The 13,243-nt window shown below is 69.1% G+C and carries 14 protein-coding genes; 3 read left to right on the top strand and 11 right to left on the bottom strand.

Going from position 1 to position 13,243, the window contains the following annotated elements; all coding sequences use genetic code 11:
- Positions 1–29: 29 nt before the first annotated feature.
- Positions 30–689 carry a carbonic anhydrase gene (locus tag BMZ18_RS11915; RefSeq protein ID WP_068103617.1) on the bottom strand — a complete coding sequence of 220 codons (660 nt, stop codon included), beginning with the start codon at positions 687–689 and terminating at the stop codon, positions 30–32.
- An 84-nt stretch (positions 690–773) separates the two neighbouring features.
- Between BMZ18_RS11915 and BMZ18_RS11920 the strand changes: the two genes are divergently transcribed.
- Entirely contained in the window at positions 774–1,673 is a 900-nt protein-coding gene (locus tag BMZ18_RS11920; RefSeq protein ID WP_371828500.1) for an HhH-GPD family protein, read from the top strand.
- Positions 1,674–1,686: 13 nt separating this feature from the next.
- Here the strand turns inward: BMZ18_RS11920 and BMZ18_RS11925 are convergent, their stop codons facing one another.
- Positions 1,687–2,427, bottom strand: coding sequence for an alpha/beta fold hydrolase (locus tag BMZ18_RS11925; RefSeq protein WP_068361335.1), 741 nt, complete (start codon positions 2,425–2,427; stop codon positions 1,687–1,689).
- A 62-nt stretch (positions 2,428–2,489) separates the two neighbouring features.
- Between BMZ18_RS11925 and mhuD the strand changes: the two genes are divergently transcribed.
- Complete coding sequence (mhuD, locus tag BMZ18_RS11930; protein ID WP_068103618.1) at positions 2,490–2,816, top strand: mycobilin-forming heme oxygenase MhuD; 327 nt, start codon at positions 2,490–2,492, stop codon at positions 2,814–2,816.
- 111 nt (positions 2,817–2,927) lie between these two features.
- The gene (locus BMZ18_RS11935) at positions 2,928–4,337 is read left to right on the top strand and encodes a serine hydrolase (RefSeq protein ID WP_068361313.1); all 1,410 of its coding nucleotides are present in this window, start codon (positions 2,928–2,930) and stop codon (positions 4,335–4,337) included.
- Between the two features lie 56 nt (positions 4,338–4,393).
- Here BMZ18_RS11935 and BMZ18_RS11940 read toward each other — a convergent pair whose 3' ends face one another.
- The 9 genes from BMZ18_RS11940 to panD form a co-directional block, all read right to left on the bottom strand.
- Positions 4,394–4,828, bottom strand: coding sequence for an OsmC family peroxiredoxin (locus BMZ18_RS11940; RefSeq protein WP_068106420.1), 435 nt, complete (start codon positions 4,826–4,828; stop codon positions 4,394–4,396).
- 95 nt (positions 4,829–4,923) lie between these two features.
- Entirely contained in the window at positions 4,924–5,682 is a 759-nt protein-coding gene (locus tag BMZ18_RS11945; RefSeq protein WP_068361316.1) for a VOC family protein, read from the bottom strand.
- Between the two features lie 174 nt (positions 5,683–5,856).
- Entirely contained in the window at positions 5,857–8,394 is a 2,538-nt protein-coding gene (locus BMZ18_RS11950; RefSeq protein WP_068103625.1) for an ATP-dependent Clp protease ATP-binding subunit, read from the bottom strand.
- 381 nt (positions 8,395–8,775) lie between these two features.
- Entirely contained in the window at positions 8,776–9,129 is a 354-nt protein-coding gene (locus tag BMZ18_RS11955) for a histone-like nucleoid-structuring protein Lsr2 (RefSeq protein WP_068103627.1), read from the bottom strand.
- Positions 9,130–9,239: 110 nt separating this feature from the next.
- On the bottom strand, positions 9,240–10,760 hold the full coding sequence (lysS, locus tag BMZ18_RS11960; protein ID WP_068103629.1) for a lysine--tRNA ligase: 1,521 nt from the start codon (positions 10,758–10,760) through the stop codon (positions 9,240–9,242).
- 32 nt (positions 10,761–10,792) lie between these two features.
- A complete protein-coding gene (locus tag BMZ18_RS11965; protein WP_068361318.1) occupies positions 10,793–11,215 on the bottom strand; it encodes a rhodanese-like domain-containing protein in 423 nt (140 codons plus the stop codon).
- On the bottom strand, positions 11,215–11,775 hold the full coding sequence (locus tag BMZ18_RS11970; RefSeq protein WP_068361320.1) for a cysteine dioxygenase: 561 nt from the start codon (positions 11,773–11,775) through the stop codon (positions 11,215–11,217). The genes BMZ18_RS11965 and BMZ18_RS11970 overlap by 1 nt, the downstream gene beginning before the upstream one ends.
- A gap of 208 nt (positions 11,776–11,983) precedes the next feature.
- Positions 11,984–12,778: a type III pantothenate kinase gene (locus BMZ18_RS11975; RefSeq protein ID WP_068361323.1), complete on the bottom strand. Its 795-nt coding sequence runs from the start codon at positions 12,776–12,778 to the stop codon at positions 11,984–11,986.
- Positions 12,778–13,212: an aspartate 1-decarboxylase gene (gene panD, locus BMZ18_RS11980; protein ID WP_068103643.1), complete on the bottom strand. Its 435-nt coding sequence runs from the start codon at positions 13,210–13,212 to the stop codon at positions 12,778–12,780. Before panD ends, BMZ18_RS11975 begins: the two co-directional genes overlap by 1 nt.
- Between the last annotated feature and the right edge of the window lie 31 nt (positions 13,213–13,243).

A 13,243-nucleotide genomic window follows, 5' to 3' on the forward strand; every position in this document is an offset into this window, starting at 1 on the left:
GCGGCGTGTCGGGGTCCGCCCTTCACGCGTCAGGCGTTCGCCGTGGCCCGTCGCTCGAACCCGCCGACGCCGGTCTCCCCGACGTCACCGATGGCGCCCTGGAGTTCGATACGCCCGTCGGACAGCTTGTAGGTGGCGCCGACGATCGCGAGCTTCCCGGATTCGATGCGGCGCTCGATGATCGGGGAACGCTGCGTGAGCAGGTTGCCGGTCTCGAGGACGTGGCGGGCGACCACCTCGTCGACACCGTCGATGCCCTCACGACGGGCCTCGAGCACCGACGGGGTGACACGCTCGACGATGTCGCGGATGAACCCGCCGGGCACGGTTCCGGCCTCGAGCGCATCGATGGTGGCCTTCACGGCGCCGCAGCTGTCGTGACCGAGCACAACGATGAGCGGGGTGTTCAGCACCTCGACGCCGAACTCGATGGAGCCGAGCACCGCGGAGTCGACGACGTGGCCGGCGGTACGCACGACGAACATGTCGCCGAGGCCCTGGTCGAAGATGATCTCGGCAGCCACGCGGGAATCCGCACAACCGAAGACGATGGCGGAGGGGTGCTGACCGCCGACCAGCGAGGCGCGATGGTCGATTCCCTGACTGGGATGCTCGGGGGTGTCGGCGACGAAGCGCCGGTTCCCTTCGACGAGTGCGGTCCAGGCTTCGCGGGGACTCGTGTTCGACATGCTTACAGTGTGACCGACGCATGGGTTACCCGCACGTAGCCCTCGGCGCATTCGACATCGTCACTGCCCAGGGGAGGTCTTTCGGTGACCGGTTCCGGTTCGTCCGGTGTGCTCACGGAGACACTCGTCGAGTGGTTCCGCACCGACGCGCGTGATCTGCCGTGGCGCCGTCCCGGCGTCACCGGCTGGCAGATCCTGGTCAGCGAGGTCATGTTGCAACAGACCCCCGTTGCGCGGGTCGCTCCGATCTGGCAGGAGTGGATCGAGAGGTGGCCGGTGCCGTCGGCGATGGCGGCCGCCGGACGCGGCGAGGTCCTGCGGGCGTGGGGCAAGCTCGGTTACCCGCGCCGCGCGATGCGCCTGCACGACTGCGCCGCGGTGCTCGCCGAGCAGCACGGCGACCGGACACCCGAGGACGTCGAGACGTTGCTGACGCTGCCGGGCGTCGGTGCCTACACCGCCCGCGCCGTGGCTTGTTTCGCCCACGGTCAACGAGTTCCCGTCGTGGACACCAACGTTCGCCGCGTGATCGCCCGCGCGATCCACGGCCGCGCCGACGCCGGGAACCCCAGTACCACCAGAGATCTCGCCGATGCGCAGGCTTTGTTGCCGACGGACGTTCCCACCGCGGTGACGTTCTCGGCCGCGCTCATGGAACTCGGTGCGGTGATCTGCAAGGCCCGAACGCCGGACTGCGGCCGCTGTCCGCTCCCAGAGTGTGCGTGGGTCTCGGCCGGTCGGCCGCCCCTCGAGGGCCCCGCGCGCTCCGTCCAGAAGTTCGCCGGGACCGACCGGCAGGTGCGCGGACTGCTCATGGACGTGTTGCGCGGCAGCGATTCTCCGGTGGCCAAGCCGCGGCTCGACCAGGTGTGGACCATCGATCCCGGTCAGCGGGAGCGAGCCCTGGCCTCACTGCTCGACGACGGATTGATCGAGCAGACGGCGCACGGGGACTTCGCCCTGGCCGGGGAGGCCGGGCGCTGACGCGCGACAACGGTCAGCGGGCGCGAAGGAAGTCGGTGACGATCCGGCGGTAGTCCTCGGGGCGGTCGTCGTGGACCAGATGCCCGGCGCCGGTCACCACCACGTGGGTCGACAACGGTTGCAGTGCATGCATTCTCGCCATCTGTCCCGACGGTGTCACGGAGTTCTCGGCCTCGATCAGCAGCACCGGGGCGCGGACGGACGTCCACTCCGACCAGAAGTCGCGGCGACCCCACTCGTCCGCGATCGCGCGAAAGGTCGCCACGTCCCCGTGCAGCCACCAACCGTCGTCCCGTCGCTCGAACGAGTCGAGGAAGTACCGACCGGCGACGTCGCCGAACCAGGACCGGACCGCGTCGGCATCGGGAAACGGCTGCGGCCACGCCTCGATCGAGGCCGCCCACCCGGCCGACGTGAGACCGCGGAAATCGGGCGCCATGTCCTCGACCACCAACGCGCGCACCAGATCCGGCCGTCGTGCCGCGAGGCACCACCCGTGCAGCCCGCCCATCGAATGACCGATCACCGTCGCGGGTCCGACGTCCCCCAGCACGTCCACGAGGTCGTCGACGAAGTCGTCCGTCGTCGGCACCGCACGAGATTCTCGCGCACCGCGATGTCCCTCGGCGTCGACGACGTACACCTGTCCGAACGCGCGCAGCCAGGGCACCTGACGACCCCAGGTTCGTCCACTGCCCATCAGCCCGTGCAACAGCACGATCGGCTCGCCCGTTCCCCCGACGTCGGTCAGCACGGCCACCACGACGCCCACCGTAGCCCCGCCGGCCTCGGTCGACCGCCCGGTAGCCTCGCGGTATGCCAGTGGTGAAGATCAATGCCATCGAGGTTCCCGACGGCGCGGGACCGGAACTCGAGAAGCGCTTCGCGGCGCGCGCCGGCGCGGTCGAGGGCTCGCCGGGCTTCCTCGGATTCCAGTTGCTGCGCCCGGTCAAGGGAGAGGACCGCTACTTCGTCGTCACCCAGTGGGAGGACGAGGAGTCGTTCCAGGCCTGGTCGAGCGGACCCGCCCGCGCCGCCCACTCAGGGGAGCGTGCCAAGCCGGTCGCGTCGGGTGCGTCGTTGCTCGAGTTCGACGTGGTCCTCGACGTCCCGGCCACCCGAACGGGCGACACGCCCGAATAACCCGGCCGTACCGGACCTCGGGACGGTCCCGCGGGACGGAATCGCTAGGGTCGGAGGCGACATCCCGGTCGGGGCACCCGCCTCGATCTCCCGACGGACGAGGCGGCGCACATGCGGCTGGCACTACCCCGGAACGGCGGCCACCGCACGATCGTCGCCGTCGTGGTCGCCCTCGGTCTGACCGCGTGCGGCAGCGTCGATCCCCTGCTCGAGTCCGGGGCGGCCCGCGGCGCCGCCACCACCTCCGCCGAGTCGGAGCCCGTCGAGCGCCCGGCCGCCGCGGTCACGCCCGTCGCCGACACCCTGCTCGGGTGGATCACCACGACCGACCCGCTGTCCATCGACCCCGTCGCCGTCGACGCCCTCGCGACCCCCGAACTCACCGGTGAGCTGGCCCCCATCGGCGGACTGCTGGGCCCGATCGCCCAGATCCAGCAGAGCGCGCCGATCACGGTCACCGATCGCGTCGACGAGGGATCGGAGTCCACGGTAACCCTGCGGACGGGTCGGGGCACCGCAGTGACCCTCCGACTCGCCGCCGAGGGCGGTCGTCTGGCCGGAATCCAGGCGCTGCCCGACACCCCCGACGTGGCGACGTTCGCCGACGTCGACGCCGCTCTGCTCGCCCTCGGCGCCCGGACCTCCTTCACCGTCTCGCGGGTCGACGCCGGGAGCTGCACCACCGTCCACGACCTGAACTCGGGCGAGACACTCCCCCTCGCGTCCGTCGCCAAGCTCTACGTCCTGGGAGCCGTCGCTCGCGCGGTCGACGCCGGCACGCTGACCTGGGACGAACCGCTCACCGTCACCGACGCCCGCAAGTCGGCCCCGTCGGGACGATTACAACTCGCACCCGAAGGCACGGTCGTCACCGTGCGCGAGGCCGCCGACGCCATGATCGCGATCAGCGACAACACCGCCACCGACCTGCTGATCGATCGCGTGGGCCGCGCGGCGGTCGAGGCGGAGGTGGCCGCGACGGGCAGTTCCGACGTCGCTGCGCTCACGCCGTTCCTCACCACCCGCGAGTTCTTTCTGCTCGGTTGGGGCCGCCCCGACGGCCGGGCGCAGTGGCGCGACGCGAGCACCGCCGAACGACGGCAGATCCTGGCCGGGATCGCCGACCGGACCATCGACAGCAATCCGGTCGACCCCGCGACGGCCGATCTCGACTACGTCGGCATCGCGACGCGGCCGGCCACCGCGGATGGTATCGGGTGGTACGCGAGTGGGTCCGACCTCTGCGCGGCACTCGCGTCGCTGTCGGTCGGGCCGCAGAACGACGTCGTCCGGCAGATCCTCGCCCAGAATCCGGGTGGGCAGTTCGACCCGACGCGGTGGACCTACGCGGGATACAAGAACGGCAACGCCCCCGGCGAGGTCGCCGGCGCCTGGTTGCTGACGGACACGGCAGGGCAGGACTGGGTGATCTCGACCCAGCTCGCCTCCGACACCCCGATCGGCCCGCTGGACAACGCGTACGCCTTCGAGCTGGTGACGCGCAGCAGCGCGTTCCTCTGACACGCGAACGCCCCGCGCCACATCCTCGGGATGCAGGCGGGGCGTCGGGAACGGTGTCAGTCGAGCGAAGCGTCCAGCGTGATCTCGACGCCGGTGAGCGCCTTGCTGACCGGGCAGGTGTCCTTGGCGTCCTGCGCCGCCTTGGCGAACCCGTCGGCGTCCAGACCCTCGACCTCACCACGCACGGTGAGTGCGATACCCGTCAGCTTGAAGCCCTGCGTGTCCGGGCCGAGCGAGACGTCAGCACTGACCTCGAGGCTCTGCGGCGTGCCGCCGGCCTCGGCGATGAGGGCCGAGAGCTGCATCGCGTAGCACGACGTGTGAGCCGCGGCGATGAGCTCCTCGGGGCTGGTGGTGCCCCCCGCGTCCTCGGCGGCGCGCTTGGGGAACGAGACATCGAACGTCCCGGCCTTGGAGCTGGACAACTCCACCTGGCCGGACCCCTGCTCGAGGGTGCCATTCCAGGCGGTGCGTGCGGTACGAGTAGGCATCTGCGGGTGAACCTTCCGATCGGGTGACAAGGATTCCGACATCACGAGGATGCCCGAACGGGCCGATTTTCATGCCTCGCCGCGGTCCCCGCCCGTCACTGCGGCGGCGGTCCCGCGGCGAGAACGGACACGACGTTGCCGGACGGGTCCGTGAACCACGCGATATCGGGCCCACGGCCCCGCATGACTCCGTGCTCGTCCTGCGGGAAGCCGTCGTACCGCAGGAAGTCGACTCCCTTGCCCGCGAGGTCCGCCACGGCGCTCGCGACGTCGGCGACCGGCAGATTGAGGACCGTGTGCTGCGCCGGGACGTGGTCCGGCTTCGGATAGAGCAGCACCGTCGTTCGACGGTCGATCCGCAGCCAGGCCGTGCCCATCGCGGTCGGCAGAACGCGCATGCCCAGCACGTCGCGGTAGAAGGCGGCGGCCTCCTCGATGTTTCGCACCGCGACCCCGCAGAACGGGGTGGTGGGCGCACCCATCTCCGCTTCCGCCTCGTCGCTCAGACGGATCAGTTGGATCCAGTTGCCGTCCGGATCCCGGGCGGTGGCGAACAGATGGCCGTCGCGGTTCTCCAGGGGACTCACCCAGGTGCCACCGAGGTCGTCGATTCGTGCCGCCACGGCCGCCGGGTCGTCGGGCTCGAGATTGAGGATGGACCGGGCGCCGTCCCGGTTGGGCCCGGTGACGTCGTCACGCTTGTCGAACATGACGAAGAAGCCGTCCAGGTCGAGCACGGCGTACGGCCCCATATCGCGGTACACGGGCGCGTCGAACACCGCGCTGTACCACTCGGCGAGCGCGTCGGGGTTCTCGCTCGACAGAAGCATGCTGTTCACGGTTGCGGTAGCCATACCAGTACCGACTCCGCCGGGGCCGGGAACTCATCGGCCCCTCGCTCCCGCACTGTGGTTTCCCCCGGCGCTGCGAACGAGCAGCGCGGCTGCACGGTCGCAGCGCGGGAATGCACGGCCGGACACGACGAACGGGCCGCACCTCCTGAGAGGTGCGGCCCGTTCTCGTGACGTCTACTCCGAGCTCTCGCCCGACTTCGCCAGATCCACCGTGAGGTCGTCGGGAAGCGTGATCGGCTTCTTCTCGCCCCGGAAGGTGAACACGGCGTCCTCGCCCTGGCCCTCGCCGTCCCAGTTGTCGACGTCGACCAGCACGATCTGACCGGGCTCGACCTCGCCGAAGAGAATCTTCTCCGACAGCTGGTCCTCGATCTCGCGCTGGATGGTCCGACGCAACGGGCGGGCACCGAGGACCGGGTCGAAGCCGCGCTTGGCCAGCAGAGCCTTGGCCTTGTCGGTGACCTCGATGGCCATGTCCTTGTTCTTCAGCGCCACCTCCACGCGGCTCAGCATGAGGTCGACCATGCGAATGATCTCGTCCTGCGTGAGCTGGTGGAACACGACGATGTCGTCGATGCGGTTGAGGAACTCGGGCCGGAAGTGCTTCTTCAGCTCGTCGTGCACCTTGAGCTTCATGCGCTCGTAGTTCGAGCTGTTGCCCTCACCCGAGCTGAAGCCGAGGCCGACGGCCTTGGAGATGTCCGACGTACCGAGGTTCGAGGTGAAGATCAACACGGTGTTCTTGAAGTCGACCGTGCGTCCCTGACCGTCGGTGAGACGGCCGTCCTCGAGGACCTGCAGGAGCGTGTTGTAGATCTCCTGGTGGGCCTTCTCGATCTCGTCGAACAGCACCACGGAGAACGGCTTGCGACGCACCTTCTCGGTGAGCTGGCCGCCCTCTTCGTAACCCACGTAGCCGGGAGGCGCACCGAACAGACGCGAGGCGGTGAACCGGTCGTGGAACTCGCCCATGTCGATCTGGATGAGGGCGTCGTCCTCGCCGAAGAGGAAGTTCGCCAGGGCCTTCGACAGCTCGGTCTTACCGACACCCGAGGGGCCGGCGAAGATGAACGAGCCCGACGGGCGCTTGGGGTCCTTCAGACCGGCGCGGGTGCGACGGATCGCCTTCGACACGGCCTTGACGGCCTCGACCTGACCGATGATGCGCTTGTGGAGCTCGTCCTCCATGCGCAGCAGACGGGTGGTCTCCTCCTCGGTCAGCTTGAACACCGGGATGCCGGTCCAGTTGCCCAGGACCTCGGCGATCTCGTTGTCGTCGACCTCGGCGATGACGTCCAGGTCACCGGAACGCCACTGCTTCTCGCGCTCGGCGCGCTGCGCGACGAGCTGCTTCTCCTTGTCGCGCAGGTTCGCGGCCTTCTCGAAGTCCTGCGCGTCGATCGCGGACTCCTTCTCCCGACGCGCGTCGGCGATCTTGTCGTCGAACTCGCGCAGGTCCGGCGGCGCGGTCATCCGGCGGATGCGCATGCGCGCGCCCGCCTCGTCGATGAGGTCGATCGCCTTGTCCGGCAGGAACCGGTCGTTGATGTAGCGGTCCGCCAGCGTGGCGGCGGCGACCAGTGCGCTGTCGGTGATGGAGACGCGGTGGTGCGCCTCGTACCGGTCGCGCAGACCCTTGAGGATCTCGATGGTGTGGTCGACCGACGGCTCGCCCACCTGCACCGGCTGGAAGCGGCGCTCGAGTGCGGCGTCCTTCTCGATGTACTTGCGGTACTCGTCCAGCGTGGTGGCACCGATGGTCTGCAGCTCGCCACGAGCCAGCTTCGGCTTGAGGATCGAGGCGGCGTCGATCGCGCCCTCGGCGGCACCCGCGCCGACGAGCGTGTGCAGCTCGTCGATGAACAGGATGATGTCGCCGCGGGTGTTGATCTCCTTGAGCACCTTCTTCAGGCGCTCCTCGAAATCACCGCGGTACCGGCTGCCGGCGACCAACGACCCGAGGTCGAGGGTGTACAGCTGCTTGTCCTTCAGCGTCTCCGGAACCTCGCCGTTGACGATGGCCTGTGCGAGACCCTCGACGACGGCGGTCTTGCCGACGCCGGGCTCGCCGATGAGCACCGGGTTGTTCTTGGTGCGGCGGCTCAGCACCTGCATCACACGCTCGATCTCCTTCGAGCGGCCGATGACCGGATCGAGCTTGCCCTCGAGGGCGGCCTGCGTCAGGTTGCGTCCGAACTGGTCGAGCACCAGCGACGTGGACGGCGTGCCGGCCTCGCCGCGGCCGCCGGTTCCGGACTCGCTGGGCTCCTTGCCCTGGTAGCCGGACAGCAGCTGAATGACCTGCTGGCGCACGCGGTTGAGATCGGCGCCCAGCTTCACCAGGACCTGGGCGGCGACGCCCTCGCCCTCGCGAATGAGGCCGAGCAGGATGTGCTCGGTGCCGATGTAGTTGTGTCCGAGCTGCAGCGCCTCGCGGAGGCTGAGCTCGAGGACCTTCTTGGCACGGGGCGTGAACGGGATGTGCCCGGACGGCGCCTGCTGGCCCTGGCCGATGATCTCCTCGACCTGGCTGCGCACACCTTCGAGGGAGATCCCGAGCGACTCCAGGGACTTCGCCGCCACGCCTTCACCCTCGTGGATGAGGCCCAGCAGGATGTGCTCCGTGCCGATGTAGTTGTGGTTGAGCATCCGGGCCTCTTCTTGGGCCAGGACGACGACGCGCCGTGCGCGGTCGGTGAACCTCTCGAACATCGCTCTCCCTCACACTCATGGCGGGCAGGTTCCGACACTCTGGTGCATCGAACCCCGGTCCCCCACGACTCACTCTAGTTGTCGTGACCGGGAGGGTGCCGGTCAGCGGGGAAGTTCCGCCGACGGCGAACGACATGCATTCCGCACGTGCGCTCCGCCGGGGCGACAGGCCGCCCCGCGGCGAACCCTCGTACCGGACACAACGCACGGGGCGGGCCGATCGTTACCAGTCGGCGGGTGCGACATGGGACGCGGCCGTCCGCCGTCAGCAAACGGCCGCGGAGACACTAGTGACCGAGAATAACGAATGCGCCGTAGGATTGGATGTCGTGTCATTCGTCCGAATGACGACGGACGACGAGCCGCATTCCTGCCGACCGATCAGTTACGGCGTTCCCAGGCGCGCACGATCTCCGACGATATGCGGCCGCGCTCGCTGATCTCGAAACCCTGTTCCTTGGCCCATTCCCGGATCGCCGCGCTCCGGGCCCGATCCGCCGCGCCGCGCGGTCGCGACCGTCCCGCGGTCGGCGCCGTTCCCGGCTCCGAGTTCCCCCGCGACGTGACGCGACGCGCGTGATGGATCCACTTGTCCATGTGTTCACGCAGATCAGCGGCGTTGGATTCGGACAGGTCGATCTCGTACCACGTGCCGTCGAGACCGATGGAAATCGTCTCGTCGGCGGGGACGTCGTCCATGTCGTCAACCAACGTGACAGTGACCTTTTTGACCATTTTCACATTCCCCCGATCCCCGATCACGGCGGCTTTGTGTACCGTGCCAGACCATATTACGCGGAAAGCCCGATCGAGGGCACCTCTCGGACCGAAAAGCCCGTTTCGGGTCAGTGGCGTCCGCGGTCCGGCCGGACGAGCGGGAAGAGGATGGTTTCGCGAATCCCGTGTCCCGTGAGCGCCATCAACAGTCGGTCGATGCCCATTCCGGTGCCCGTGGTGGGCGGCATTCCGTACTCCATGGCCGCGAGGAAGTCCTCGTCCAACACCATCGCCTCGTCGTCACCGGCCGACGCGAGCCGGGCCTGGTCGGCGAAGCGGTCGCGCTGCACCACCGGATCCACCAGTTCCGAGTAACCGGTGGCGAGCTCGAAGCCGCGAACGTAGAGATCCCACTTCTCGACGACGCCCGGCGTCGAGCGATGCGCGCGGACCAGCGGCGACGTCTCCACCGGGAAGTCGCGGACGAAGGTGGGCACCGTCAGCTGGTCGCGGCAGCTGTGTTCCCACAGCTCCTCGACGAGCTTGCCGTGGCCCCATCCCTTACCCTCCGGCACCTCGAGACCGACCCGGTCGGCCAGGGCGCGCAGCTCGTCGACGCTCGTGTCCGGAGTCACCGACACCCCGATCGCCTCCGACAGCGACGGATACATCTCGATGCTCCGCCATTCGCCGGCGAAGTCGTACTCCGTCCCGTCGGCGAGAGTGACCTGCAGGCTGCCGTACACCGCCTGCACCACTTCCTGGATCAACTCGCGGGTCATGACCGCCGAGTCGTCGTACGTGCCGTAGGCCTCGTAGGTCTCGAGCATCGCGAACTCCGGCGAGTGCGTGGAATCCACACCCTCGTTGCGGAAGTTGCGGTTGATCTCGAAGACTCGGTCGATGCCGCCGACCACGGCGCGCTTGAGGAACAGTTCCGGAGCGATCCGGAGGTACAGGTCGATGTCGAGTGCATTCGAGTGCGTCACGAAGGGTCGCGCCGCGGCGCCGCCGTGGAGCGTCTGCAGCATCGGAGTCTCGATCTCGAGGAACCCTCGCCGCTCGAGACCGTCCCGCAGCGCACGCAGCGCCCGGACCCGCCGCCGCGCGTTCTCCCGCGCCTCCGGCCGGACGATGAGATCGACGTACCGCTGCCGGACCCGCGACTCCTCCGACATGTCCTTGTGCGCCACCGGCAAGGGACGCAACGACTTCGACGCCATCGCCCACCGGTCCGCCATCACCGACAACTCGCCGCGTCGCGACGCGATCACCTCGCCGCCGACGAACACGATGTCGCCGAGATCCACGTCCGACTTCCACTGCGCCAGCGACTCCTCACCGACACCGGCGAGCGAGATCATCGCCTGCAGCTGCGTCCCGTCGCCGTCCTGCAGCGTCGCGAAGCACAGCTTGCCGGTGTTGCGCAGGAAGATGACCCGACCGGCCACACCCACCCGCTCCCCGGTATGGGTGTCGGGCGCGAGGTCCGGATGCGCCGCGCGGACCTCGGCGAGCGAGTGGGTGCGGTCGACGGACACCGGGTAGGCCTCACGTCCGGACTCCAGCAGGCGCGCGCGCTTCTCGCGACGGATGCGTAACTGCTCCGGGGTGTCGTCGGGCGCGGGGGTGGGGGCTGCGTCGGTCACGGACGTTCAGCCTAGTGCGCCGGTCACCGGGCCTAGTGCGCGACCAGCGCACGCCCCTCACGGAGGCAGTGCCGCGCCCGGCCGACGACGCCCAGCAGACCGGCCGCGCGAATGGCCTGGTACCCGCCGACGACGTCCGTCGCCCGGTGCAGTCCGAGCTCCTGCAGCGCGGCGGCGGCGAGCGAGGAGGTGTATCCCTCCGAGCACATTACGATCCACTCGACGTCGTGATCGACCGCGGCCGCGAGGCGTGCGGAGGACAGCGGGTCGAGGCGCCACTCGAGCACGTTGCGTTCGACGGCGAGCGCACCGGGCATCGTGCCCTCCACCGCCCGCTGCGCCTGCGGCCTGATGTCCACGAGGATCGCCCCGCGAGCGACGGCGGCGGGCAGGTCCGCCGCCGGCATGCGGCGGTAGGTCGCGCGGGCCCGGTCGAGCATCTCGTCGATGGTCATCACGCGCTGCCCTCCGGGACGTCGGTGAGTTCGGTGCGCGTGCGACGCAGCCCGCCGCCGGCTCCGATGTCGTAATACGACATTGCCGTGAGCGGCGGTGAGTAGGCGTGCACGCTGAGGGTCGGCGTGGACTGCGCTGCGGCGGACCCGTCGTCCGTCGGCGCGTGCGTCACGTCGTGGACCCAGCCGAGCGGGAACGACGCCTGGTCACCGGCACGAAGAAGCCTGTGCTGCAACGTGGTTCCGTTCCAGCGGTACTCGCTCAGCGCGCCGGAGAGCACGGTCAACGCACCCAGCGACCCGGCATGATCGTGCAGTTCGGTCGACCGATCGGGGACCCAGCTGATGAGCCAGAGGTCGACGATGTCGTCGGAATGGATGCGCGCGGACCACCGCTCGTCCAGCGGGAAGCCGCCCGGGGGCAGCAACGCGTCGTGACGACCGTCGAGCACGTCGGCGGCGCTCTGATCGGTCAGTCGGAGCAGGTCCGCCGGCCGCAGTGACGTGGGTGCCAGCGTGGTCGGCACTGCCTCGGGGGCGAAAGCGCCGGGCCGGGACACGGCCGAGCGGGAGGAGGGACGACGAGAAGGGGTGCGCGTACGCGCAGGGAGGGACAGCACAGCGGAACTCCAGGGAGATGTGACGACGAGTCGGGGGCAGGCGTCAGCCCCGACAACACTCCCGGTTCGCGCAGTAGGTCACGGCGACCAGTGTGGCAGAGACCCGACGAGTCCGCCACCCCTCCCGATCCGACACCGACCGACTCGATCAGCGACGCCGGGCGCGGTTCCGCTCGTGCACCAGCTGCAGTCCGTCCAACGTGAGGGTCGGCTCGACCCGATCGATCACCGTCGATTCCGGTGCCACGAGCGACGCACTGTCTCCCGTCGCCACCACGACCACGCCGGGTGACTCCATCCCCGGCACCTCGGCGCGAATTCGGGCGACCACTCCGTCCACCAGACCGGCGAATCCGATGACCGCACCGGACTGCATGGCTTCGACGGTGTTCTTGCCCAGCACGTGTCGAGGACTGACCAGCTCCACCTTCCGAAGCGCGGCGGACCGCGACGCCAGCGCGTCCATCGAGATCTCGAGCCCCGGGGCGATGACGCCGCCCAGGAACTCACCCTTGCCGGAAACCACGTCCACACACGTCGAGGTGCCGAAATCGACCACGATGCAGGGGGTTCGGAACTTCTCGTACGCGGCCAGGCAGTTCACGATGCGGTCGGCCCCGACTTCCTTGGGGTTGTCGACCAGCAGCGGCACACCGGTACGCACACCGGGCTCGACGACCACCTGCGGGACGTGGGACCAGTAGCGCCCCAACATGGTTCGCATCTCGCGCAGCACCGACGGCACAGTCGACAGAGCGGCGACGGCGGTGATCCGGTCGACGTCCGGGCCCAGGAGACCGCGGAACGCGAGCGCGATCTCGTCCGCCGTCATCGCCGGATCCGTCCGAAGGCGGCGCTGGACCGTCAGGCTCGCATGGACACCGCTGCCGGTGAAGACGCCGAGGACCGTCGTGGTGTTCCGAACGTCGACGGCCAGCAACATCAGTAGGACACCGCGACGTCACGCCCCAGGGTGCGCGGCGAGATCAGCCCCGAGTCGGCCGGCACGTCGGCCGGGTCCGCGCCGAGATGAACGGGGCGGTTGTCGGCGTCGACGAAGACGACCCGGGGCGCGTAGTCGAGGACCTCCTGCTCGTTCAGGATGCCGTAGGCGATGATGATGACCAGGTCTCCGGGATGCACCAGATGTGCTGCAGCCCCGTTGATTCCGATCACGCCGGACCCGCGGGTTCCGGCGATCGCGTAGGTCTCGAGCCGGGCGCCGTTGTCGATGTCGACGATGGTCACCTGCTCGCCCTCGAGCAGACCCGCCGCGTCCAGCAGGTCCTGGTCGACGGTGACGGACCCCACGTAGTGCAGGTCGGCGTGCGTGACGGTGGCGCGGTGGATCTTCGACGTCATCATGGTGCGAAGCATGGCGTGGTCCTCGGTGTGTGGGGGTGTCGTG

Source organism: Rhodococcoides kroppenstedtii, assembly GCF_900111805.1.
In the GTDB taxonomy this organism is placed as follows: Bacteria; Actinomycetota; Actinomycetes; order Mycobacteriales; family Mycobacteriaceae; genus Rhodococcoides; species Rhodococcoides kroppenstedtii.

Coding starts and splice junctions, on each gene's coding strand:
- BMZ18_RS11955 (WP_068103627.1), bottom strand. CDS start 9,129: ATGGTCAAAAAGGTCACTGTCACGTTGGTTGACGACATGGACGACGTC.
- BMZ18_RS11945 (WP_068361316.1), bottom strand. CDS start 5,682: ATGGCTACCGCAACCGTGAACAGCATGCTTCTGTCGAGCGAGAACCCC.
- BMZ18_RS11940 (WP_068106420.1), bottom strand. CDS start 4,828: ATGCCTACTCGTACCGCACGCACCGCCTGGAATGGCACCCTCGAGCAG.
- BMZ18_RS11915 (WP_068103617.1), bottom strand. CDS start 689: ATGTCGAACACGAGTCCCCGCGAAGCCTGGACCGCACTCGTCGAAGGG.
- BMZ18_RS11935 (WP_068361313.1), top strand. CDS start 2,928: ATGCGGCTGGCACTACCCCGGAACGGCGGCCACCGCACGATCGTCGCC.
- BMZ18_RS11975 (WP_068361323.1), bottom strand. CDS start 12,778: ATGTTGCTGGCCGTCGACGTTCGGAACACCACGACGGTCCTCGGCGTC.
- mhuD (WP_068103618.1), top strand. CDS start 2,490: ATGCCAGTGGTGAAGATCAATGCCATCGAGGTTCCCGACGGCGCGGGA.
- panD (WP_068103643.1), bottom strand. CDS start 13,212: ATGCTTCGCACCATGATGACGTCGAAGATCCACCGCGCCACCGTCACG.
- BMZ18_RS11950 (WP_068103625.1), bottom strand. CDS start 8,394: ATGTTCGAGAGGTTCACCGACCGCGCACGGCGCGTCGTCGTCCTGGCC.
- BMZ18_RS11965 (WP_068361318.1), bottom strand. CDS start 11,215: ATGACCATCGACGAGATGCTCGACCGGGCCCGCGCGACCTACCGCCGC.